The following is a 22,541-nucleotide window of genomic DNA, read 5'->3' as shown; positions in this document are numbered from 1 at the left end:
GTACCACCTTCCCTGACTGGAGACAGCCGATGGCAAACACCCTCGAAGCAAGCATCGAAATCGACGCCACCCCGCAGGATGTGTGGGCGGTGGTGTCTGATCTGAAGCGGATGGGCGAGTGGAGCCCGCAGTGCCGCACGATGCGCGTCCTGGGCGGTGTGGTCGAAGAAGGGACGAAGACGATCAACATCAACCGCAAGGGCATGCTCGTGTGGCCGACCACCTCGAAGGTCGTCAAGTTCCAGCCGAACAAGTCGATCGCCTTCCGCGTCGTTGAGAACCGCACCATCTGGTCGTACGAACTCCAGTCCACCGCCGGCGGAACCAAGGTCATCGAACGCCGGGAGGCGCCGACCGGAACGACCAAGGTGTCGCAATTCCTGATCAAGACCGTGCTGGGCGGCAACGACGACTTCGAGGTCGAACTGATCGAGGGTATGAACACCACCCTGGCCCGCATCAAGGCAGCTGCCGAAGCGAAGTAACCCGCTTGACTCTCGACCTGGTCGACCCTTCACCGTGAACCGCATGGAGAATTCGGATGACGTGATGGCGCAGATCGGTCGAGGTCAAGAACTCGCGATAGCAGGCGACGCCGAGGGCGCCCGACATCTCTTCGCCGAGGTGTGGGGCGCCCTCGAGGCGTCCCCCGAGGGCACTCGCGATCCGCTTCACATCGTGACCCTCGCCCACTACATGGCCGACGTTCAGACCGACCCCGCCGAAGAACTGCGCTGGGATCTGCGTGCGCTCGAGGCCGCGGACGCGCTGACGGACGATCGCGCGCAACGGCACGACGCGTCACTGCAGGTGGCGGCGTTTTACCCTTCGCTGCACCTCAATGTCGCAGCGGCTCATCTCGCGCTCGGGCATGTCCCGGAAGCGCGCTTTCACCTCGATCGGGCCGCCGAGGAATCTCACCACCTCGCCGAAGACGGCTACGGCAACACGATCCGCGGTGCCATCGCGCGGTTGCATCACCGCATCGACGAGATCGCACCTGTCATACCCCTCGGGAACAGTGAACGCTGTGCTGAGCATCGGTGAGCTGTCGCGGGCGTCCGGCCTGTCGGTCAGTGCGCTGCGGTTCTTCGACAAGGCAGGCGTGTTGGCGCCGCACACTGTCGACCCACACACCGGCTACCGCCGGTACACCGACCAGCAGGTCGACGCGGCCGTTCTCCTCGCTGCGATGCGGCGTGTCGGGATGCCGGTGAAGGAAATGACGGCGGTGCTGTCCGGTACCGATCCGCACGCTCTGCTCGACCAGCACCTGTGCAGACTCGAGCAGGGCCTTGCCGATGCACGACGCGAGCTGACCCGGATACACCGTCTCGTGGACTGGCGCGCGGAGCGAAGAGGCACCGTCGTTGTCGATGCCGATGACCTCGCCGATGCTGTTGCATCGGTCCGGTTCGCCCTCGACCCGCAGTCCGAGTTTCCGGCGTTGCGCGGAATCCACCTCGAGACTGGTTCCCGGAACCGAAGCGACGATCTCGGCGACCGAACTGCGGGCAGTCCTTGCCGGGGCGGGCGAGCGGGTGGACCTCGGTGTCCTCGACTCCGGTTCCACGGTGGTCGGCGCGCAGCAACGTGGTTTTGCCGATCCCGGCCGAGACCGGCCGGTGCTCTTCCACGTACAGGTGAACGCGGGTTTTCTCCTCGATGCGGTCGCCGCCCTCCCCGGCGATCAGCTGACGTTCCGCTTCGGCGGCCCCATCGCACCGCTCGCCATCCGTCCGCGGTCCGTTTCCTCCTCCGCCTCGGTGAGTGCGTACTCTCTCCTGATGCCGTTACAGCCGGCCGCGCTCACGTAACCTGTGAGGGCGCCGCAACGGCAGGTAGCCGTCCCGCCCGACACAGTTAGAGGAGCCCGTGGCCCGTAAGCCCAGACCACCCGGAACCGCGCAGACCTCAGGGATCGGCCACTTCGTCGATCTCGCCCGGGGAGCCATCCCACCGCTTCATCCGGCCGGACTGCCCTTCGTTCTCGCACCGCTCGGTGTGGCCCTACTCGGCCGCAACCGCAAGTGGGTCCGGCGTGGTGCGCTGACCTCTGCCGCGGCCTGCGCCGCGTTCTTCCGGCATCCGCACCGTGTGCCCCCCAACCGGGTGGGCGTAGCGGTCGCGCCTGCCGACGGTGAAGTCGCACTCGTCGATACCGCCGTGCCGCCGGCCGAACTCGACATGGGTTCCGAGCCCCTGCCCCGGATCAGCATCTTCCTGTCCGTGCTCGACGTCCACGTCCAGCGCAGCCCCGTCGGCGGAGTCGTGCAGAAAGTCGTGCACCGGTCGGGCCAATTCCTGTCCGCCGACCTTGCCGATGCCAGCGAGGTGAACGAACGCAACAGCATGCTGCTGCACACCTCGGACGGCCATGACGTCGCAGTGGTGCAGATCGCCGGCCTACTGGCCCGGCGAATCGTGTGCGACGCCGCGGTCGGCGACACCCTCCCCATCGGTGACACCTACGGTCTGATCCGGTTCGGCTCCCGCGTCGACACCTACTTCCCTGCGGGCACCACCTTGCTGGTGGAGCGTGGCCAGCGGACGATCGGCGCCGAAACCGTCATCGCTCAACTGCCGTGATCGCCAGTACGAAGCAGCGGAGAGGGAGACCACGGCAAGCGGTGCGCTTGCTGCCGAGTGTCGTCACGATTCTCGCGTTGTGTGGTGGGCTGTCCGCGGTGAAGTTCGCGCTCGACGGCGATCTCGGGACCGCGCTGGCAATGATCGGTGCCGCCGCGGTGCTCGACTCCCTCGATGGGCGGATCGCCCGGCTCCTCGACGCCACCAGCAAAATGGGTGCGGAGCTCGATTCGCTGGCCGACTCCATCTCGTTCGGTGTCGCTCCGGCCCTCGTGCTGTACGTCACCCTGCTGGACGGGCAGAGTTTCGGTTGGATCATCGCGCTCATCTATGCAGTGAGCATCGTGCTGCGGCTCGCCCGCTTCAACACTCTGCTCGACGACGACGATATGCCCGGTTACGCCAGCGAGTACTTCGTCGGCGTCCCGGCACCCGCGGGAGCCTTGGTAGCGCTGACGCCCTTGGCGGCAGCAGCGCAGTGGGGCGACGGCTGGTGGTCGTCGTATCCGGTCGTCGTGGCGTGGACGGTGTTCTCCGCCGCCCTCATCGTCAGCCGCATTCCCACTCTGGCGCTCAAGACCGTGTCCGTTCCGCCTCGCATGGCAGCAGGTCTGCTGGTGCTGGTGGCGCTCGCAGCCGCAGCGTTGGTCACCTATCCGTTCATTCTGTTGATGGCCCTCGTCGCCGTATACCTGGCTCACATTCCGTTCGCCGTCCGCTCGCAGCGGTGGGTGGCGGCGAGGCCGGAGACCTGGGAGATCAAACCGGCCGAACGGCGAGCCATCCGGCGACAGCCCGACACCCGCGGACGGCGCTCCGCCGCGCGGCTCGGGTTGCGCCGTCCACGAGCCCGATAGTCCACTCGCGCACGTAGGCTCGACGCGTGACCTCACCGGAACTCGCGCTCACAGTCCGACTGAACACTTCGGCCGCGGACACGCGACGCGGCGTCGTACGGCTCCATCCGGAAGCGCTCGCCGCGCTCGGTCTCCGCGAGTGGGACGCGATCGCGTTGGTGGGGGCGCGCCGGACGGCAGCGGTGGCGGGCATCGCGCCGGCCGGAACGCCCACAGGCACCGCGCTGCTCGACGACGTGACGATGTCGAATGCCGGCCTCACCGAGAACGCCACCGTCGTCGTGACGCCGGTGACCGTGTACGGCGGAAGAGCGGTCACGGTCAGCGGCTCCAACCTGGCGGTCACCTCGATCTCCGATGTCACCCTGCGGCAGGCCCTCCTCGGGAAGGTCCTCAGCGTGGGTGACGCGGTGTCCCTGCTCCCCCGCGACCTCGGCCCCGGGACCAGCACAGCACCCGCCACGCAGGCACTGTCCCGGACCTTCGGCGTCGCATGGACGTCGGAACTGCTCACCGTCACCGGGGTGGACCCGGCAGGCGGCCCGGTGAGTGTGCAACCCAACACCGCGGTCGGGTGGGGTGCGGGAACGCGCACCGCGGTCTCGTCCGCACCGGCGCGCCTGTCGGCGACGGTGACCGAAACGGCGGCCGTCCCACCCCTGCCCGTCGAGGACCTCGTCGGGGCGCAGACCCAGGCCGCCAAACTGACCGAGTGGCTGGGACTCGCGCTCGACGAACCCGAACTGCTCCGCAAGCTCGGGGCGTCGCCTCACCTGGGTGTCCTCGTGACCGGGCCGGGTGGCGTCGGTAAAGCCACCTTGGCCCGCTCCGTGCTGGCGTCGCGGCGCGTCGTCGAACTCGACGGTCCCAGCGTCGGCGCTCTCGAAGCCGGTGCACGACTGCAACGGGTCACAGCAGCAGTCGACGCGATCAGCGGCGGCGGGGTGCTACTCATCACCGACATCGACACCCTGCTGCCCGCGACTCCGGAACCCGTCTCCGCCCTGATCCTCGACCAACTCCGCCGTGCCGTCGACACTGCCGGTGTCGCATTCGTGGCGACCACCGCGCATCCGGAATCGACCGACACCCGGCTGCGCGGCCAGGAACTGTGCGACCGCGAACTCGCCCTGACGTTGCCCGACGGCGCCACCCGAAGAGCCCTGCTCGAACTGCTGCTGCGGAAGGTGCCCACCGACGGGATCGCCCTCGATGCCATCGCGGCCAGGTCGCCGGGATTCGTGGTGGCCGATCTCGCAGCGCTGTGCCGGGAAGCAGCGTTGCGGGCCGCCTACCGCGCCACCAGGTCACCGGCCGACCCAGCTCTGACCCAGGAGGATCTGCTCGGGGCCCTCGACGTGATCCGCCCATTGTCGAGGTCGGGAAGCGAGGAGCTGGCCATCGGCAGCCTCACCCTCGACGACGTCGGTGACATGGTCGAAACCAAGCAGGCCCTCACCGAGGCGGTGCTGTGGCCGTTGCAGCATCCGGATTCGTTTGCACGCCTCGGTGTCGACCCTCCGCGCGGAGTCCTGCTGTACGGACCTCCGGGCTGCGGGAAGACCTATCTTGTTCGGGCCCTTGCCAGTACGGGACAGCTCAGCGTGCATGCCGTCAAGGGCGCCGAGCTGATGGACAAGTGGGTGGGCGCGTCCGAGAAGGCGGTGCGCGAGTTGTTCCAGCGGGCCCGCGACTCTGCGCCGTCCCTCATCTTCCTCGACGAGATCGATGCGCTGGCCCCGCGCCGCGGTCAGAGTTCCGACTCCGGTGTCTCCGACCGCGTGGTGGCCTCGCTGCTGACCGAACTCGACGGCGTCGAGCCTCTGCGCGATGTGGTGGTGCTCGGCGCCACGAACCGACCCGACCTGATCGACCCCGCGTTACTGCGGCCCGGACGCCTCGAACGACTGGTGTTCGTGCCGCCGCCCGACGCGGAGGCGCGCAAGGCGATCCTGCGGACCGCCGGTAGTTCGGTCCCGCTCGCCGACGACGTCGACCTCGACGACCTGGCCGACAACCTCGACGGCTACTCGGCCGCCGACTGCTCGGCGCTCCTCCGCGAAGCCGCGCTTGCCGCGATGCGCCGGAGCATCGACGCCGCCGACGTCACCGCCGCCGACGTGGCCGCAGCACGCGAGAAGGTGCGCCCCTCGCTCGACCCCGAGCAAGTGGCGCACCTCGAGGCGTATGCGCTGTCGCGCCCGTGAGTACTTCTTAACCGCCCGCGGTTAACAAGTACTCACAGGTCAGGACCAGCGGCCGAGCAACGTCGCGGCGTGCGACGCGAGGGCAGCTTGGAAGAACGGACCGAAGCTCACGCGTGCGACGCCGAGCGGTCCGAAGGATGCCGGGTCGTCCTGGTCGGGCAGGCCGATCGCGTTGACGGGCAGCGGCAGCTCCGATGTGAGACGTTTCTGGGTGGCGTCGTCGTGGCGGCCCACCGGGTACAGGACGTCGGCGCCGGCGTCGGCTGCGAGCTTCAGCCGGGAGATGGCACGGTCGACGCGATCGGCATCTTCTCCGACCTTCTTGACGAACAGGTCGGTCCGCGCATTGACGACGACGTGCACGCCTGCGGCGTCGGCGGCCTGGCGTAGTTTCCCCACGAAGTCGGCGTGCTCCTGCGGCTCACGCAGCCGGCCGCCTTCACTGTGGACGGTGTCCTCGATATTCAGCCCCACGGCGCCGGCGCCGATCAAGCCGTCGATGAGGCGAGCAGGTTCCTCCCCATAGCCGGATTCGATGTCGACCGAGATGGGCAGGTCGACGGCGGAGGTGATCTGGGCGATCCGATGCAGCAGCTCGTCGAAGGTGATTCCCTCGTTGTCGGGCTTGCCGATCGAGTCCGACACCGGATGGCTACCGACCGTGAGTGCTCGGAAACCCGCGGAGACAGCCAGATTCGCGGACCACGCATCCCATACCGTCGGCAGGATGACCGGGTTACCGGGCTGATGCAGCTGCAGCAGCGTTGTGGCCTTCTCGTGGATCGACGTCATGGGTGGGCTCCTCGCCTCGGAAAGTGTTGGACGGAGTCGTTCTCGGTACGCCTTCGTTGGCAACGCGAGGTGGGTGCCGTCCATTCCTCGCTGCTCGAGTACCGTGAGTGGATGGACTTCCGCGAACCCCTGTCGGCGGCGGCGGCCCTCGCCTCCGGCGCACTGGCCGGGTTCGTTCTCACCAATCCCCGCAATCGCGCGTGGGCAATCTATGCGTCGGATCGCGAGATCGACCGGTGGCTCAGCAGCCAGCCGACCGGTGTCGTGGTTGCCCTCGTCCTCGCCGTGATCGCTGTGGCCGGACTGCAGCGGTCGGGCTCACGCCGCGCCTCGTGGATCGTCGCCGCGGCGTGTGCACTCGTCCTGATCGCAACCCGCTCGGCGGTGGCCGGGGCAAGTGGTGTCGACACGCTGATCGCGTTGCACTTCGCGAAGACCGCAACCGCGGGGATTCTTCTCGGAGCCGCGGTCGCCGCAGTGTGGGGACGGTGGGGTCCGCAGCTGACGCTGACGCTCGGCGTGGCGGGAGCGTTCGTTCTCGCGAGCGTCGCGCGACTACCACGCGGTGACACCGAGTATCTCGAACCGGCAAGCCGGAGTACGTCCGCGATCGGGGAACCACCGATGTGGTTGCTGATCGGGACGCTGGTACTGGCGCTCGTTTGCACTGCCCTCGCCCAGAAGCAGTTCCGGGTGCAGCGTCCCGAACGTCGAACCCTTCAGACGGCACTGGCCGCGGCACTGGCTCTCGCTCTCCTCAACCGGCTACTCGGTGCGTGGATCGACGATCACGAATTCGGTGAACCGCTGACGGTGTGGCTGATCATCGGCTTCTGCCTCGTGGTGGTGCTGGTGTGCACCGAGGTGTCGGCACGCTTGCTGCCCCGTACCGACGGGCATTTCCTGTTGGCCGCCACGGCAGTCACCGCCGCGGCCATGCCCGTCCTCGACGACCTCCGGACCCCGCGCGTGACAACCCCCGCCTCCGCCGTCCTGATCGTCGGTGTCACAGCGTTGGCACTGGGCATCGCGGTCGCGGTCCGGGTTCCTCCGACGTTGCGACAACCGTACTGGGGGCTCGGGCTCGCCGCCCTCGTTCCTCTGAGCACCGCCATACAACCCGACTTCGGCAGTGACGGCGTCCTCCTTCTCGCCCGGCTCCTCGTCCTGTGCACCGGGATGGGTTTTGCGCTGGCCGCCGCGCTCCCCGCGTCGGCCCCGGTCGCCGTTCTGGGCCTGGCGTTGCCGTTCGCCTCGCTCGTCTTCGTGGCGGCAACCACCATCCCGGGCAGCCGGGTCGTGTACGCCGGCGCGTATGAACCGCTCAGCGCTGTGGCGGCGTTCACCCCCGACGGTCCCTCGCCCGCCTCGGCGGCATCGGACCATCTCGCCGGGATCGCGATGCTGGCCGTCGTGGCGTACTGCGCCTACTCGATACGGTCGCGTCGCCTACCGCTGGAAACGACCGCACCGCTCACCTAGTCGAGCAGACCCAGCGACTGCAGCCGGCGAAACACCAGCATCGAACCGGGCGCGACGTCGGGCATCGCCGCGTACTCGTCGACCGTGAAGTACCGCAGTTCCGCGATCTCGCTTGTGGGCCGCGGCTCAGCGCTCAGTTCTGCAAGAAAGCACGTCATGTGCAGGGCGGTGCCTTCGGGATGCCCGTACGCCGGCGCTTCGAAGACTCCCAGTTGCTCGAGGGTGCCGTCCACGATCGCGGCGTCGAGTTCTTCCCGAATTTCCCGGTGCAACGCCTCTTCGACGTTCTCGCCGGGATCAATCTTGCCGCCGGCCATGTAGAACGCCGACTTTCCGACCGATCTCGTCTGCAGAAGCCGCCTCTGGCGGATGTGAGCGAGGGCTGCGGTTCGGATCTCGGCGGGCACGCCTCACAAGATAGAACAGCCCGCCGCGGCCATGAAATGACGCAGTGTGACAGGCCCGCCGTTTCGTCCGGTTTGCCGGCACTCGAGGCGGAAACCTGGAACCAGTAAGATGTACGTCGTAGACCAACTCGCTAGCTTCGCGAACGGTCTACACCGACTCGGTTCGTTGCGTTCCGACACCCCGCCGCCCGCTGACCAACGACGGAGTGCCTTTTGCTCGCTGTTCTGCTCGCCCATGCTGTCGCCGCCGTTCTGGCTCCGCTGGTGGTGCGCATGTTCGGCCGCAACGCTTTCTATCCGCTCGCGCTCGTCCCGCTGGTATCACTCGGTTGGGTGATCGCGCACTGGGGAACGGTACAGACCGTCTCACTCGAGTGGATCCCCGGCCTGTCGATGAACATCGACTTCTGGTTCGATCCCCTGGCCGCCATCATGTCGCTGCTCGTCCTCGGGATCGGCGCCCTGATCTTGATGTACTGCGCGCGGTATTTCACCGACGACGAGCCTCGGCTGGGTATTTTCGCCGCGCAGATGGTGGCGTTCGCCGGCGCCATGTTCGGGCTTGTCGCCAGCGACAACATGTTGTTGCTGTACACCTTCTGGGAGCTGACGACGGTCCTGTCGTTCCTGCTGGTCGGCCATTATGCCGAGCGCGCCTCGAGTCGCCGGGCCGCGACGCAGGCGCTGCTCGTCACCACCGCGGGTGGACTGGCCATGCTCGTCGGGATCATCATCCTCGGCCAGGTCGGTGGCACGTACAACCTGTCGGAACTGATCGAGGTCGCACCTCGCGGCTGGCTCGCCGGTGTCGGCGTTGTGCTGGTCCTCATCGGTGCGCTGTCGAAATCCGCGATCGTCCCGTTGCATTTCTGGCTGCCCGGAGCGATGGCCGCCCCCACTCCGGTCAGCGGCTATCTGCACGCCGCCGCCATGGTGAAGGCCGGCATCTATCTCGTGGCCCGGCTGTCCCCCGGCTTCGCCGACGCCGCCCCGTGGCGATTCACCATCGTCACGCTGGGGCTGCTGACGATGGTGCTGGCGGGGTGGCGTGCGCTGCGGGCCTTCGACCTCAAACTCGTCCTCGCGTTCGGCACCGTCAGTCAGCTCGGCTTTCTCATGGTGCTCGTGGGTCTGGGTACGCGGGACGCCATGTTGGCGGGGCTGACCATGGTGGTCGCCCACGCGATGTTCAAGGCGGCGCTGTTCATGGTGGTCGGCATCATCGACCACTCCACCGGCACCCGGGACATCCGGAAATTGGGCCACCTGGGCGCCCGCGCACCGGCGCTGACGGTGTTTGCGGCCCTTGCCGCGGCCAGCATGGCCGGACTGCCGCCGTTCCTGGGTTTCGTCGGCAAGGAAGCAGCCTTCGACTCGTTGCTGAGCACCACGGCGCTCGCGGACCCCGCTCGCCTCGTGGCCGTGGCCGTGGTGGTGGTCGGATCGATCCTGACCTTCGCCTACAGCGTGCGGTTCATGTGGGGCGCATTCGGGCGCAAGCGGCTCGAGAATCCCACCGTTGCCGTGCAGAAGATGCACGCCCCCGGCCCGATGTTCCTGGCCGCGCCCGCGGTGCTCTCGATGCTCGGTCTGGCCGCGGGTGTGGCGTCACCCCAACTCGAGAAGTTGCTGGTTCCGTACTCGCAGACTCTGCCTGCCGAGGGCGCTTCCGACTACCACCTCGCGCTCTGGCACGGCGTCAACACCGCACTGCTGTTGACGGTGCTCGTGTTCGCCGTCGGCACCGCCCTGTTCGTGGCGCAGCGGTGGGTCATCCGGTTGCGGTTCGAACATCCACCGCTCGGCAACGCCGACCGCATCTACGACGCGACACTCCGCTTCATGGACGCCCTGTCGATGCGGCTGACCGGTGCCACTCAGCGCGGTTCGCTCCCCCGGACCCAGGCGATCATTCTCGCCACGCTCGTCGTGCTGCCGCTCGTTCTGCTGTTCACCGGCAGCCGCACCGACGCCGATCTCCGACTGTGGGACTCGCCGGTGCAGTTCGTGATCGGGCTGATGATGGTGGCCGCCGCGCTCGCGGCGACGGTGATGCGCAACCGGCTGGCCAGCGTCATCCTCGTCGGCCTCAGTGGATATGGCTGCGGTGTCCTGTTCGCGCTGCACGGCGCCCCGGACCTGGCGCTCACCCAGTTCCTCGTCGAAACGCTGACTCTGGTGATCTTCGTGCTGGTGTTCCGCAAGCTTCCCGCAGAGGTCGACGAGAGCAGGGCGATCGGTTTCAAGCTGCCCAGGGCACTGCTCGCCGTCGCGGTCGGCGCCACCATCACCACGATCGGTGCCTACGCGATCAACGCCCGCAACACGGTGCCCATTCATGGGTTGCTTCCCGACGCCGCGTACTACATCGGAAACGGCAAGAATGTCGTGAACGTCCTACTCGTCGACATCCGCGCCTGGGACACGCTCGGCGAAATCTCGGTTCTACTCGTCGCCGCGACGGGTGTCGCGAGTCTGGTGTTCCGCAATCGCCGCTTCGGTAGCGCGCCCCGCGTGTCGGACGCCCCTGCAGTCACCGTCGAACAGGCGTCCGCGCAGTCGGAGACGACCTGGCTGCTCGGTGGAGATCTCATCGATCCCCGACACCGTTCGCTGGTTCTCGAGGTGACCACCCGGCTGATCTTCCCGACGATCATGGTGCTGTCGGTCTACTTCTTCTTCTCCGGGCACAACACACCCGGTGGCGGATTCGCCGGCGGTCTCACCGCGGGGCTCGCCCTTGTGTTGCGCTATCTCGCGGGCGGCCGGTACGAGCTGGGAGAAACGGTCCCCATCGACGCCGGAAAAATTCTCGGTCTGGGCCTCACACTCGCCGCCGGAACGGCCCTGGTGTCGCTGTTCCTCGGCGCACCCGTGCTGTCGTCCGCAGTGTTCGAGGTGACGGTCCCGCTGCTGGGACACATCAAGCTGGTCACCGCACTGTTCTTCGATCTGGGTGTGTACCTCATCGTGGTCGGTCTCGTCCTCGACGTGCTCCGCAGTCTCGGCGCACGTCTCGATGCACAGATCGAGGTGAACCAGAAATGAGCGCAAACATCGGATTCCTCGTCATCATCGGCGTCCTGGTGTCGGCAGGCGTCTACCTGCTCATCGAGCGCAGCATCACGCGCATGCTCCTGGGACTGCTGCTGTTCGGGAACGGGATCAATCTTCTGATCCTCACGTCGGGTGGCTCGGACGGCAATCCACCGATCGTGGGCCGTGACTCCATCCACGAGTCGATGGCCGATCCCCTCGCGCAGGCCATGGTGCTCACCGCGATCGTCATCACCATGGGCATTGCGGCCTTCGTCCTGGCTCTCGCGTACCGGTCGTTCAAGATCACCACCGCCGACCTCGTCGAGAACGATCCCGAGGACACCCGGGTCCTGCTGCGGCGATCGCCCTCGGAAGCTCCCGACCGCGACCGCTCCGACGACCCCGTCACCGGCGAGCCCAGTTTCACCGGTGACGCCTTCGACCGGAACGGTAATCCCATCCCCTTGGAAGAACTACGGAACCTCGAAGACCTCGAGGGTTACGAAGAGCTGCACACCGGCGATTTCGATGACGACGAAGACGATAAGGCCACGATCGGAAAGAAGCCGTGACCCTGTCCCCGCACCTCGTCACCACACTCGCGCCGCTGCCGGTTCTCGTGCCCATGCTCGCCGCCGCCGCGACCCTGGTACTCGGCCGGCGTCCCCGGGCCCAGCGGGTGATCACCCTGACCGCACTGATCGCCGTGCTGGTCGTGTCCGCACTGCTCCTGTACCTCGCGGACCGCGACGGCACGACGGCAATTCAAGTGGGCGGCTGGGACTCCCCCATCGGCATCACCCTCGTCGTCGACCGTTTGTCCGCGATGATGCTCGTCGTCTCTTCGATCGTGCTGCTGGCCGTCATGGCATACGCGGTCGGTCAGGGCATCCGCGACGGAAGTGAAGACCAGCCCGTCTCGATCTTCCTGCCCACGTACCTAGCCCTCACCGCAGGAATATCCAACGCCTTCCTCGCCGGCGACCTGTTCAACCTGTATGTCGGTTTCGAGGTGTTGCTCGCGGCCAGCTTCGTCCTACTGACTTTGGGAGCGAGCGCCGAGCGGGTCCGCGCCGGCGTGTCCTACGTGATGGTGTCGATGGTGTCGTCGCTGATCTTCCTGGCCGGCATTTCCTTCGCCTACGCGGCCACCGGCACCCTCAACCTCGCCGACATGGCCACCCGGCTCGACGGCATCCCGTCGGGCACGCGCACCGCCATCTTCGGTGTCCTGCTCGTGGCGTTCGGGATCAAGGCCGCGGTCTTCCCTCTATCGACGTGGCTCCCCGACTCCTACCCGACGGCGCCGGCACCGGTCACAGCCGTCTTCGCGGGTCTGCTCACCAAGGTGGGCGTGTACGCGATCATCCGCGCGCACACGCTGCTGTTCCCGGAGGGCGAACTCGACAACGTTCTGATGGTGTGCGGCCTGCTGACGATGCTCGTCGGCATCTTCGGTGCGATCGCGCAGAGCGACATCAAACGCCTGCTGTCCTTCACCCTGGTCAGTCACATCGGCTACATGGTGTTCGGTATCGCGCTGTCCACGCAGTCGGGGCTTTCGGGTGCCATCTACTACGTGGCGCACCACATTCTCGTGCAGACCACGCTGTTCCTCGTCGTCGGTCTCATCGAACGACAGGCCGGGTCGTCGTCGCTGCGCCGGCTCGGCGGGCTCGCCGCCGCCAGCCCCGTCCTGGCCATCGTCTTCCTCGTCCCTGCGTTGAACCTCGGGGGCATCCCGCCGTTCTCCGGGTTCATCGGCAAAGTAGCCCTGCTGCAAGCGGGTTCCGCAGACGCCGGGGTGCTGGCCTGGGTCCTCGTCGGCGGCGGTACCCTCACCAGCCTGCTCACCCTGTACGTGGTGGCCCGCGTCTGGACCAAGGCGTTCTGGCGGGCCCGCGCCGACGCCCCGGAAGGTGACCTCGCCGACGTCAGCCCGTCGGCACTGATCGACGAGTCCGAGGCCGACATCCCGTTCGACGATCGCGCCGACGTGGGGCGCATACCCGCGATGATGTTGCTACCCACGGTCGCGCTCGTCGGGGTCGGCCTGGCCATGACGGTCTTCGCCGGGCAGATCATCTCGATCAGCGACCGTGCTGCCACCGACCTGCAGGACCGCTCGATCTACATCACCGCCGTCCTGGGCGATCGCAGCGGGGCCGAAGCGCAGGAGGCGCCGCGATGAAACGCGAGAGATTTCTCCAACTCAGCGCACTGGTCTGGTTGACGGCCGTATGGATTCTCCTGTGGGGAAACCTCAGCATCGCCAATGTGGTCGGAGGAGTCGCGGTCGGTGTGCTGATCATGGTCCTCATGCCCCTGCCGGGGGTGCCGGTCCAGGGGCGCGTGCACGTCCTGTCGCTCCTCCGGCTGGCATGGAAATTCGTGTACTACTCGCTCGAATCGAGCCTGCAGATCGCCTGGCTGGCGGTACGCCCCGGTCCACCACCGGTCACCGGCGTTCTGCGGTACCAACTCGGAATCAAATCGGATCTGGTCCTCACCCTGTTCATCGACGTCCTGAATCTCATCCCGGGAACCATGGTGCTCGAGATCGATCAGGTTCGACGAATCGTGTACGTCCATGTACTCGACATGGGTTCGGCGAAGGCGGTCGGCCAGTTCTACCGCACGGTCGCGCAACTGGAACGCTTGTTCATCGCCGCCTTCGAGCGCGACTCCGAATGGAAGCCGAGTGCCTGGCACTTCGGCGACGAGCAGTACGAGGACCCCACTCAGAAGGGCACCACATGACAGTCGTCTCCGTCATATCCGGGATCGTTCTGGTGATCGCCGGCGTGCTGACCACCTTTCGGCTCCTCGACGGGCCCAACTCACTGGACCGCCTCGTCGCCCTCGACACCCTGATCGCCCTCGCCATGTGTGGTCTCGCGGTGTGGGCCGCCTACACCGGCGACACCACGATCGTCCCTGCCATCGTCGCCCTGTCGCTGGTCGGCTTCATCGGTTCCGTGTCGGTGGCCCGCTTCCGAGTGAGTGACAAGTAATGACCAGTGTCCTGAACTACATCGGCGCTGGTCTCATGCTGGCGGGCTCACTCCTCGCGCTCACCGCGGCCATCGCCATCGTGCGTTTCCCCGACACTCTGCGGCGCATGCACGCCGCCACCAAACCGCAGGTGGTCGGACTGAACATGGTGCTGGTGGGCGCCGTGATCGAACTGCGGGGCAACGTCGACATCTGGATGTTGATCCTCGTCGGCGTCTTCACTCTCTTCACCGCTCCCGTCATCGCGCACAGCGTCGGCCGCGTCGCGTACCGGGAGCAACGCGATCAGGACGGGCTGATGATGATCAACGAGCTGGAGCCTCCAGAGCGGCCGTGACCGCAGGCCGGGAACCGACGGTGCCCCAGCGGTGCAGCGCGCTGTCCTCCCGGGCGAAGAAGGTCGCGTAGAACCCGAGAATCACAGCGGCGAGGACACCGATCACGATCGGTCCCGAGACCTCGGGGAAGCGGCCCATCGGCACGGCGAGATAGCGGTAACTGAGCAGCAGTACGACGAGTGCGATCGTCCCGCCGCCGACGAGCCGAATCCGGAACCAGCCCCACCCGCGTTCGGGGTCCCGCAAGGCCGACTCGATGGTCAGGCAGAGCACGGCTCCCGCCACCAGGTCGACTCCGTAGTGATAGCCGAAGCCGAGCGTCGCGGTGAGAGTGCATACCAGCCAGAACGTGCCGCCGAGCCGAAGCCACCAGGTGCCGCCGCGCGAGTGGATGAACAGCGCGAGCGCCCACGCGGTGTGCAGACTGGGCATGCAGTTGCGGGGTGTCACCTCATCGAACGCCATCGGCGCAGGGGTGAAGTCGGGCGTCGGAACAAGATTCGGCCAGTAATTGCCTGCTTGGAAGCCCTCCCCGTCGGTGCCGAATGCGAAGATCGGCCCCACCACGGGGAAGAGAAGGTAGAAGATGGGCCCGACGAGGCCGATCATCAGGAACGTGCGGACGAGATAGTGCGTGGGCCAGCCGTGTCGCAGCTGATAGATCGCCACCGCGATCGCGGCGACCGGTAGTTCGATGTAGACCCAGTGCAGAACCCCGTATCCGACCGAACCGAGAGCATCGACCAGCTGTCCCATGTGCCACGACGGATTTCCCAGGGCATGGTCGGCGAGCTGCGCGTATTCGTCGAGAACCATCGGGCCGGCCATGATCGTGATCTGCAACCACGCATCGCCGAACTTGGTCGCAAGAATGAGCAGGGCACCGAGGGCCACCCCCTTCAGCGCGCTGCGCCGCTGCTCGCCGGTCCACCGGACTGCGGCGTAGACACCGACCGCGGTGAGAACCCACGTCGCACCGTTTCCCACGGTGAGAGGGCCCCCCGCCGCGTACCGCACGGCGGCAACGGACACATCGATGCCGGCCGCGGCCGACAGGGCCACGATCCGCTGTCGTGAAGTGAGCCCGACCATCGCGAGCGCGAGCCCCGCCCAGGGGACGGACGCCGACTTCGGTGTCAGAACATAATCACGGACAAGGCTTTCGAGCGGCCCCTGGAATCCCTGCGCCGACGCGAGCAACTGCACCGTCACCAGCGCAGCCACGACCCCCAGCACGCCACCGGCAACGAGTGTGGGCGACCGGTCGACCGACCTCCCCGGCCGTGCAACGGCTACTTCGTCGATCGACACCCGCCAAGTGTAAACAACACATGAACGGCAGGTGGACAAGCGTCCGATCTGGTACCGCGGTGTCAGGTGCCCAGTTCCTTCACGAGAGCATCGACCACCGCCACCAGATCGCCCCCGGTGGCCTCCGCGACTTGGCGTTGGCGCTGATAGGAGGCCCCGCGGCGCGGAATATCGGCCACAGCCGCCAGCTCGTTCGCACACCCGAGACGCGCAGCGGTGGGTGCGAGCTTCTCGAGCAGATCGTTCAGGTCGTCGGTGACGAGCCTCTCGTTGCTGTCCGAATCGAGGATGATCTCGGCGTCGAGCCCGTACCTCGCCGCCCGCCACTTGTTTTCCTTGACATGCCAGGGCTGCAGGTTCGGCAGGTTCTCGCCGGCCTCGAAACGCCGGTCCAGATCGACGATCAGGCAATGCACGAGTGCCACGAGCGCCCCGAGTTCGGCCCGGGTCGAAATGCCGTCGAAAACCCGCACCTCGATGGTGCCCCAGCGCGGAGCCGGGCGGATGTCCCAGTGCATGCCGCCGATCTTGGTGATCACCCCGGTTTTCATCTGATCACTGATGAAGTCTTCGTACTGCGCCCAATTCGCGAACTGGTAGGGCAACCCGGCCGTGGGCAGCTGCTGAAACATCAGCGCACGGTTACTGGCGTACCCGGTGTTGACGCCCGCCCACATCGGTGACGACGCCGACAACGCCAGTAGATGCGGATACCGCTGCAGCAGAGCATTGAGAATCGGGAACACCTTCTGCGGTGACGACACACCGACGTGAACGTGCACACCCCAGATCAGCATCTGCCGCCCCCACCACTGCGTGCGTTCGATCAGCTCGTCGTAGTCGGGTGTGCGGGTGACCAACTGGGTGGACCACTGCGCGAACGGGTGGGTGCCGGCGCAGATCAAGTCGACACCCAGCGGGTTGGCAGCCCGCCGCAGCAGATCGAGCGACTCATCGAGATCGCTCATCGCCTCGCCGACGGTGGAGTGGATGCCGGTCACCAGTTCGACGGTGTTGCGCAGCAACTCCTTGGTGATGCGCGGATCCTCGGGGCCCGCCAGATTCGCCACCGCATCGAATACCTCGGCGGCCGTGTTGGAGAGATCCCGCGTGACCCTGTCGACCAGCGCGATCTCCCACTCGACACCCAGTGTCGGCCGCGGCGAACCGGGAAAGGGAACTACCACGATTCCGATCCAACCACAGGCCGCACAGCGCGGCAGTACACCGACATCCCGGCGTCAACCGGGATGTCGGACATCTCAGCTTTCGCCCAGGACACCGCAGGCCACACGTGAGCCTGCGTCCCCGGTGCTCAGGGTTTCCTGATCGGGAGCGGGTGCGTACCGGGTGGGGATGTTCGCGAAGTTGTCGGCGCCGGAGTGGATCATGACCGCGGTCCCGGCATCGCTGTTCTTCAACTCCTCCACCGTGAACGCGTCAGTGGTGGTAACCAATTCACCGGTACCGTCTTCGAGGATCTGCAGCGAGGTGAGGTCGCCGCTGGCCGGATGGCCGGAGTGCCCCTCGACCTGGAAGTGCCCACCCGCGGAGAGGAAGTTGCCGGGTGCACCACCGGTGGGGGCGACGGAGTTCGTCTCACATTTGCCTACCGAATGCACGTGGAAGCCGTGGAACCCGGGAGTCTGGTCCTTGACCGACACGGTGACCTCGACGTGCTCGCCGGACTGCGTGAAGGTAGCGGTCCCGACGTCGTTACCTTCGGCATTCTTGAACGTCGCAGTGAGGGTTTCGCTTCCGCTCGCGCTGTGCCCGCCGGCCGAACCGTGGCCTGCGTCGCCGGGAACGTCTGCGGCACTGGGATCGGCGGCTCCGGTCCACACGGGGGGCGTGGTGCCCGAGACGTCGGACGGCTCCTCGTTGTTACTGCAGGCGGTCAGCCCCAACGCAGCGATGGCCACCACGGGGGTGACAATGCGCCAGGACATCCGACGGGTAGTACTCGAGGCCATCAAAACCGCTCCTTTGAGGTGGCGAAGAAGTGCAACTGATCATAACCACGACGCCCCTGGACCGGCCTTCCGGTCCAGCCTGCCCCGGCGCTCGCGCTACCCGGCGGCGGTGACGATGACGATGACGCCTGCGGAAGAGTTCGCGATACCGGCGAATCGGGGTTTGGCCGTAGCCCCCAGTTCGGCGGCGATCTGCGTCGCCGCTTCCTTCTCGGCAGGCGAATTGCCGTAGTAGACGGTGGTTTCGGAGATCGTGCCGTCGCTGTAGTTTCCCGTTTCGGCCACCGTCCAGCCGGCCTCGGTGAGCTCGGTGGCCGTCTGTCCGGCGAGTCCGGTGACGTTGCTGTTGTTGAACACCCGCACGGGCACCGACGACGCGTCGGCGGACGCGGATGTACCCGAGGCGCCGGACGTGGTGCTCGCCGACGCGGACGTCGAGGTGGCACCCGACGCCGACGCCGACGCGGTCGCAGTCGTCGTGCGCGCCGCGGCCGAAGCCGGCGGGGCCGCGGAGGCGATCGTGACGGTGGCCGCAGTGTTCTCCGAGTCCGAATCGCCGAGTGAGGCGAACCCGAGACCTGCGAAGAGGATCGCGAGAGAAATCAGCACCATGGCGAGGGCACGTAACGGCGGGCCGGACGATTGCGGATTCTGATTGCTCACGGTGTCGACCTTAGCGACCGGGCTACTAGGTGACGTCGAACCCGAGGCGACGAGCGGCGCGAGCCTTCTGCCTGCTGGCGCGCAGACGCCGCAGCCGCTTTACGAGCATCGGATCTGCCGCGAGTGCCTCCTGGCGGTCGACCAGGGCGTTGAGCACCTGGTAGTACCGGGTGGCCGACATGTCGAAGAGCTCCTTGATTGCCTCTTCCTTGGCCCCGGCATACTTCCACCACTGGCGCTCGAAGGACAGAATGTCGTGTTCCCGACGGCTCAGTCCGTCGGTCCCGACCTCGTCGACCCCTGCGGAGTTGTCGTTGTCGGTGCGCTCGGACTGGTTCCGACTACGCGCTGTTGCGCCGTCCATGTCACTCCTCGACTACTAGCTCTCGCTCGAATTCAGCGAAACCACGTTCCCCCGGCTCCTCGATCGCGTGGGCCGACCGAGCAACGAATTACACAGCTGTACTTCAGCGACTATTCAACCATGAGGAAGGCCGCAGGCAGTGCCGGCGACGCGGGCGCGCCGCACTATCCTTGACAACCATGGCCATCCTCCCCATCCGGATCGTGGGCGACCCGGTACTGCACAAGCCGACCGAGCCGGTGTCCCAGTCACCCGCAGAGCTCGCCGAACTCATCGCGGACATGTACGACACGATGGACGCCGCCAACGGTGTCGGGCTCGCCGCCAACCAGGTCGGCGAGTCGCTGCGCGTGTTCGTCTACGACTGCCCCGACGTCGACGACAGCGGCAAAGCCTTCCGCCGTCGCGGCTGCGTCGTCAATCCGGTGCTCGAAACGTCCGAGGTTCCCGAGACCATGCCCGACCCGGACGACGACGTCGAAGGCTGCCTCTCCGTGCCGGGCGAGCAGTTCCCCACCGGCCGCGCCGACTGGGCCAGAGTCACCGGCACGGACGCCGACGGCAATCCCGTCGACATCGAGGGGCGCGGATTCTTCGCCCGGATGCTGCAGCACGAGGTGGGGCACCTCGACGGCTTTCTGTACGTCGACATGCTCATCGGCCGCAACGCGCGGGCCGCGAAGAAGACGATCAAACGCGCCGGCTGGGGCGTCCCGGGCCTGAGCTGGGTGCCGGGAACGGTCGAAGACCCCTTCGGGCATGACGACTGACATCCCTGTCGGTAGCCGGGTGGTGCTGCGTTACGCATTGCCTCCCGGCCGCAGCCACCCGATGACCGACGTCGTCGGGATTCTGGAGGGCGTCGCGCCGTTCGTCACCGTGCGTGCGGCGGACGGTACGGTCGTCGAGGTGGAACCGGACCGGGTGATCGCCCTCAAGGCCGTCCCCGCGCGGCCGGTCCGCACCAGCGAGATCCGGGCGCTCGAACTCGCTTCCGCCGACGGTTGGCCGGGAGTCGAACACGCCTGGATCGACGGGTGGCTGGCCCGGTACGGTCACGGATTCACCGGGCGCGCGAACTCGGCGGCCCCCCTCGGTGACCCGGGCACGGTCGGCGACCTGGCAGACAGCTCCCCCGGCAGCACGCTCGATCGGCTGCGCGACTGGTACGCCGAGCGCGAGCGTCCGTTGCGGCTTCTGCTTCCCGATCGGCTGGGCGCGGTTCCACCAGGATGGAATCTCAGCGACGAGGTCGTCGTAATGGGCGCCGATATCGCGAATCTCACTCTTCCCCGGGGCCCTCGCACGACCACGATCACCGATCGTCCCGATTCTGACTGGCTCGCGCTCTACCGGTACCGCGGGTCCGCGCTCCCCGACTTCGCGGTCGACGTGCTCGACGCCGTCCGCGGCGGCACGCTCGGCTTCGGCCGGATCGGCGCCGCCGACTCCACCCTCCTCGCAGTCGCACGCGGTTCGGTGACCTCGGCCCCGGACGGCCGCCTGTGGGTGGGACTCACCGCGGTCGAGGTGGCGCAGGCCCACCGCAGGCGCGGTATCGGCAGCCTGATCTGCGGCGAGATGATCGCGTGGGGTCGCGAGCAGGGAGCGACCCATGCCTGCCTGCAGGTGGCCGCGGAGAACGAGGGTGCTCAGGCGATGTATCGCGGCCTCGGCTTCGTTGCGCACCATCGCTACCGGTACGCGACGGAACCTGTCGGCGGCGGGCACTAGGCTGGCGGCGTGCGCATCGCTACCTGGAACGTGAATTCTGTTCGTGCCCGTACCGACCGGATCCTCGACTGGCTTCAGCGGACCGACACCGACGTGTTGGCCATGCAGGAGACCAAGTGCAAGGACGAGCAGTTTCCGTACGAGCGTTTCCGCGAGTTCGGTTACGAGGTGGCGCACGTCGGTATCAGTCAGTGGAACGGGGTGGCCATCGCGTCCCGCGTGGGGCTGACGGACGTTCGGATCGGTTTCGACGATCAGCCCGGGTTCCACAAGGATCCAGAGGTTGCCCCCGTCGAGGAAGCCCGCGCGATCGGTGCCACGTGCAACGGTGTCCGCGTGTGGAGCCTGTACGTTCCGAACGGACGCGAGCTGGCGGATCCGCACTACACCTACAAGCTCGAGTGGCTGTCGAAGCTGCGTGCGGATGCGGTCCGGTGGCTGGAGAAGAATCCCGAGGAGCAGATCGCCTTGGTCGGCGACTGGAACATCGCGCCCACCGACGACGACGTGTGGGATCCTGCCCTCTTCGAAGGCAAGACGCACACATCCGCACCCGAGCGGGAGGCCTTCCAGTCGTTTCTCGAGTCAGGTTTCACCGATGTTGTGCGGCCGCACACACCGGGTCCGGGCGTGTACACCTACTGGGACTACACGCAGCTGCGATTCCCGAAGAAACAGGGAATGCGGATCGACTTCATCCTCGGCTCGCCCGCTTTCGCCGGCCGGGTCGACAAGGCGGAGATCGACCGCAACGAACGTAAGGGAAAGGGCGCGAGCGATCACGCGCCGGTCATCGTCGACCTCGGAGACTGACGCAACTGCACGAACGCGGAGGCGTAGAGACATTCAGTCCTCGACGAGGATGTCGAGGGACTCCGGGTGCCGCGAGAGATAGCGCTGGACGTAGGTGCAGATCGGGCGTACTTTCCACCCGCGAGCGCGTGCCTCGTCGAAGGCTGCGCGGACTAGTGTTTCGGCCAATCCTCGTCCGCCGAATTCCTCTTTCACCACCGTGTGCATGAACGCCACCACCTCACCCGGTTTCGCCGTGAAGCCGGGAATGTCGTCCTCGTCGCGATAGCCGAGAATCCCGACGAGTTCGTCACCGAGCCACAAGTCGAAGCGTTCGTGAGCCGGATCGTCGAGTACGCGAACATCGGCGGCCGAGACATTGCCCGACGCCGAGGCACTGCCCGCCGGGGAAGACTTCGAAATGTGATCCATGCCACCATGGAACCAGTAAGTCGCAGACGGGGGGAGCACAAACGCCGTAACCGGGATCGATTCGTTGCCGGGTTTTTCGCGCAGCGGTCAGCGTTCGATCGGTACCACAAGATCGCGGTACTCCGGATGGGCCGACAGGAAGCGCTGGACGTAGGTACACACCGGTCGCACCTTCCAGCCGTATTCCCTGGCCAGGTCGAGGGAGCGCCCCACCATCATCGACGCGAGTCCGCGATGCCCGAAGTCCTCGACGATCACCGTGTGCATGAACGAGACGATCGGAGCCGGGACGCCGGGCGGGCGCCGACCGGCCGTCACCCCGACCCCGGCGCCGGCGCCGGTCGGCGGCCCCGAGAGGTCGTAGTATCCGAGGATTCCGACCAGGTCCCCACTCAGTCGCAGCTCGAAGCGGTTCTGACCGGCATTGTCGATCACGTCCACAACCTGCGAGTCCGTCAGCATTGCGACCTCCTGGTGTTTGCTCCGTGATCAAAACGTGATGTACGTCACCATTTATACCGACTCTCCGGGCCGCTGTCCAAGGTT

At 66.7% G+C, this 22,541-nt stretch carries 24 protein-coding genes and 1 pseudogene; 16 read left to right on the top strand and 9 right to left on the bottom strand.

From position 1 onward, the window contains the following. The first annotated feature begins 29 nt into the window (after positions 1 to 29). The 6 genes and pseudogenes from CBI38_RS07425 (at position 30) to CBI38_RS07400 (ending at position 5,653) form a co-directional block, all read left to right on the top strand. Positions 30 to 485 (top strand): SRPBCC family protein, encoded by a 456-nt coding sequence (locus tag CBI38_RS07425; protein ID WP_109327689.1) that lies wholly within the window; start codon positions 30 to 32, stop codon positions 483 to 485. 34 nt (positions 486 to 519) lie between these two features. Next, positions 520 to 1,047, top strand: a complete 528-nt coding sequence (locus tag CBI38_RS07420) for a hypothetical protein (RefSeq protein WP_109327687.1) — start codon at positions 520 to 522, stop codon at positions 1,045 to 1,047. Beyond that, positions 1,022 to 1,817, top strand: a pseudogene (locus CBI38_RS40540) (MerR family transcriptional regulator). Before CBI38_RS07420 ends, CBI38_RS40540 begins: the two are co-directional and overlap by 26 nt. Before the next feature lie 58 nt (positions 1,818 to 1,875). After that, on the top strand, positions 1,876 to 2,589 hold the full coding sequence (locus tag CBI38_RS07410; RefSeq protein WP_109327685.1) for a phosphatidylserine decarboxylase: 714 nt from the start codon (positions 1,876 to 1,878) through the stop codon (positions 2,587 to 2,589). Next, positions 2,586 to 3,446 (top strand): CDP-diacylglycerol--serine O-phosphatidyltransferase, encoded by an 861-nt coding sequence (gene pssA, locus CBI38_RS07405; protein WP_109327683.1) that lies wholly within the window; start codon positions 2,586 to 2,588, stop codon positions 3,444 to 3,446. The genes CBI38_RS07410 and pssA overlap by 4 nt, the downstream gene beginning before the upstream one ends. A 26-nt stretch (positions 3,447 to 3,472) precedes the next feature. Next, a complete protein-coding gene (locus CBI38_RS07400) occupies positions 3,473 to 5,653 on the top strand; it encodes an AAA family ATPase (protein ID WP_109327681.1) in 2,181 nt (726 codons plus the stop codon). Between the two features lie 39 nt (positions 5,654 to 5,692). Here CBI38_RS07400 and CBI38_RS07395 read toward each other — a convergent pair whose 3' ends face one another. Then, positions 5,693 to 6,445 (bottom strand): isocitrate lyase/PEP mutase family protein, encoded by a 753-nt coding sequence (locus CBI38_RS07395; protein ID WP_109327679.1) that lies wholly within the window; start codon positions 6,443 to 6,445, stop codon positions 5,693 to 5,695. Between the two features lie 69 nt (positions 6,446 to 6,514). Between CBI38_RS07395 and CBI38_RS07390 the strand changes: the two genes are divergently transcribed. Further along, positions 6,515 to 7,927: a hypothetical protein gene (locus tag CBI38_RS07390; RefSeq protein WP_230990104.1), complete on the top strand. Its 1,413-nt coding sequence runs from the start codon at positions 6,515 to 6,517 to the stop codon at positions 7,925 to 7,927. Here CBI38_RS07390 and CBI38_RS07385 read toward each other — a convergent pair. Next, a complete protein-coding gene (locus tag CBI38_RS07385) occupies positions 7,924 to 8,334 on the bottom strand; it encodes an NUDIX hydrolase (protein ID WP_109327677.1) in 411 nt (136 codons plus the stop codon). The two genes, CBI38_RS07390 and CBI38_RS07385, sit on opposite strands and share 4 nt — an antisense overlap. Positions 8,335 to 8,547: 213 nt before the next feature. Here CBI38_RS07385 and CBI38_RS07380 point away from each other — a divergent pair, with 213 nt between their 5' ends. From CBI38_RS07380 to mnhG, 6 genes are read left to right on the top strand one after another with little or no spacing between them, the layout of a single operon-like run. After that, positions 8,548 to 11,382, top strand: a complete 2,835-nt coding sequence (locus CBI38_RS07380) for a Na+/H+ antiporter subunit A (RefSeq protein ID WP_109327675.1) — start codon at positions 8,548 to 8,550, stop codon at positions 11,380 to 11,382. Further along, complete coding sequence (locus CBI38_RS07375) at positions 11,379 to 11,945, top strand: Na(+)/H(+) antiporter subunit C (RefSeq protein ID WP_109327673.1); 567 nt, start codon at positions 11,379 to 11,381, stop codon at positions 11,943 to 11,945. The genes CBI38_RS07380 and CBI38_RS07375 overlap by 4 nt, the downstream gene beginning before the upstream one ends. Continuing rightward, positions 11,942 to 13,564, top strand: a complete 1,623-nt coding sequence (locus tag CBI38_RS07370) for a Na+/H+ antiporter subunit D (protein ID WP_109327671.1) — start codon at positions 11,942 to 11,944, stop codon at positions 13,562 to 13,564. The genes CBI38_RS07375 and CBI38_RS07370 overlap by 4 nt, the downstream gene beginning before the upstream one ends. Next, a complete protein-coding gene (locus CBI38_RS07365; RefSeq protein ID WP_109327669.1) occupies positions 13,561 to 14,133 on the top strand; it encodes a Na+/H+ antiporter subunit E in 573 nt (190 codons plus the stop codon). The genes CBI38_RS07370 and CBI38_RS07365 overlap by 4 nt, the downstream gene beginning before the upstream one ends. Then, entirely contained in the window at positions 14,130 to 14,387 is a 258-nt protein-coding gene (locus tag CBI38_RS07360; RefSeq protein WP_109327667.1) for a monovalent cation/H+ antiporter complex subunit F, read from the top strand. The genes CBI38_RS07365 and CBI38_RS07360 overlap by 4 nt, the downstream gene beginning before the upstream one ends. After that, the gene (mnhG, locus tag CBI38_RS07355; RefSeq protein ID WP_109327665.1) at positions 14,387 to 14,725 is read left to right on the top strand and encodes a monovalent cation/H(+) antiporter subunit G; all 339 of its coding nucleotides are present in this window, start codon (positions 14,387 to 14,389) and stop codon (positions 14,723 to 14,725) included. Before CBI38_RS07360 ends, mnhG begins: the two co-directional genes overlap by 1 nt. Here the strand turns inward: mnhG and CBI38_RS07350 are convergent. The 5 genes from CBI38_RS07350 to CBI38_RS07330 all read right to left on the bottom strand — a co-directional run bounded on the left by CBI38_RS07350 (position 14,694) and on the right by CBI38_RS07330 (position 19,037). Continuing rightward, on the bottom strand, positions 14,694 to 16,031 hold the full coding sequence (locus tag CBI38_RS07350) for a phosphatase PAP2 family protein (protein ID WP_230990206.1): 1,338 nt from the start codon (positions 16,029 to 16,031) through the stop codon (positions 14,694 to 14,696). The genes mnhG and CBI38_RS07350 overlap by 32 nt on opposite strands. A gap of 68 nt (positions 16,032 to 16,099) precedes the next feature. After that, the gene (locus tag CBI38_RS07345) at positions 16,100 to 17,224 is read right to left on the bottom strand and encodes a glutamate--cysteine ligase (protein WP_109327661.1); all 1,125 of its coding nucleotides are present in this window, start codon (positions 17,222 to 17,224) and stop codon (positions 16,100 to 16,102) included. A 75-nt stretch (positions 17,225 to 17,299) separates the two neighbouring features. After that, positions 17,300 to 18,010, bottom strand: a complete 711-nt coding sequence (gene sodC / locus CBI38_RS07340; RefSeq protein WP_109327659.1) for a superoxide dismutase[Cu-Zn] — start codon at positions 18,008 to 18,010, stop codon at positions 17,300 to 17,302. A 96-nt stretch (positions 18,011 to 18,106) separates the two neighbouring features. Next, positions 18,107 to 18,622 (bottom strand): LytR C-terminal domain-containing protein, encoded by a 516-nt coding sequence (locus CBI38_RS07335; protein ID WP_418328329.1) that lies wholly within the window; start codon positions 18,620 to 18,622, stop codon positions 18,107 to 18,109. A 76-nt stretch (positions 18,623 to 18,698) separates the two neighbouring features. Beyond that, on the bottom strand, positions 18,699 to 19,037 hold the full coding sequence (locus CBI38_RS07330; protein WP_109327656.1) for a DUF3263 domain-containing protein: 339 nt from the start codon (positions 19,035 to 19,037) through the stop codon (positions 18,699 to 18,701). A 179-nt stretch (positions 19,038 to 19,216) separates the two neighbouring features. Here CBI38_RS07330 and CBI38_RS07325 point away from each other — a divergent pair, with 179 nt between their 5' ends. The 3 genes from CBI38_RS07325 to CBI38_RS07315 are packed head-to-tail and all read left to right on the top strand — an operon-like array spanning position 19,217 to position 21,584. Then, positions 19,217 to 19,807 carry a peptide deformylase gene (locus CBI38_RS07325; RefSeq protein ID WP_109327654.1) on the top strand — a complete coding sequence of 197 codons (591 nt, stop codon included), beginning with the start codon at positions 19,217 to 19,219 and terminating at the stop codon, positions 19,805 to 19,807. Beyond that, entirely contained in the window at positions 19,797 to 20,771 is a 975-nt protein-coding gene (locus CBI38_RS07320) for an N-acetylglutamate synthase, CG3035 family (protein ID WP_109327652.1), read from the top strand. Before CBI38_RS07325 ends, CBI38_RS07320 begins: the two co-directional genes overlap by 11 nt. 9 nt (positions 20,772 to 20,780) lie before the next feature. Continuing rightward, positions 20,781 to 21,584: an exodeoxyribonuclease III gene (locus tag CBI38_RS07315; RefSeq protein ID WP_109327650.1), complete on the top strand. Its 804-nt coding sequence runs from the start codon at positions 20,781 to 20,783 to the stop codon at positions 21,582 to 21,584. A 33-nt stretch (positions 21,585 to 21,617) separates the two neighbouring features. Here CBI38_RS07315 and CBI38_RS07310 read toward each other — a convergent pair whose 3' ends face one another. Further along, entirely contained in the window at positions 21,618 to 21,995 is a 378-nt protein-coding gene (locus tag CBI38_RS07310; RefSeq protein ID WP_109327648.1) for a GNAT family N-acetyltransferase, read from the bottom strand. Positions 21,996 to 22,082: 87 nt separating this feature from the next. Next, the gene (locus CBI38_RS07305; RefSeq protein WP_109327646.1) at positions 22,083 to 22,457 is read right to left on the bottom strand and encodes a GNAT family N-acetyltransferase; all 375 of its coding nucleotides are present in this window, start codon (positions 22,455 to 22,457) and stop codon (positions 22,083 to 22,085) included. Positions 22,458 to 22,541 lie beyond the last annotated feature (84 nt).

This window comes from Rhodococcus oxybenzonivorans (assembly GCF_003130705.1).
GTDB classification, from domain to species: Bacteria; Actinomycetota; Actinomycetes; order Mycobacteriales; family Mycobacteriaceae; genus Rhodococcus_F; species Rhodococcus_F oxybenzonivorans.
The sequence above is the reverse complement of the archived record's forward strand: the minus strand, read 5'-3'. Positions and strand labels throughout refer to the sequence as shown.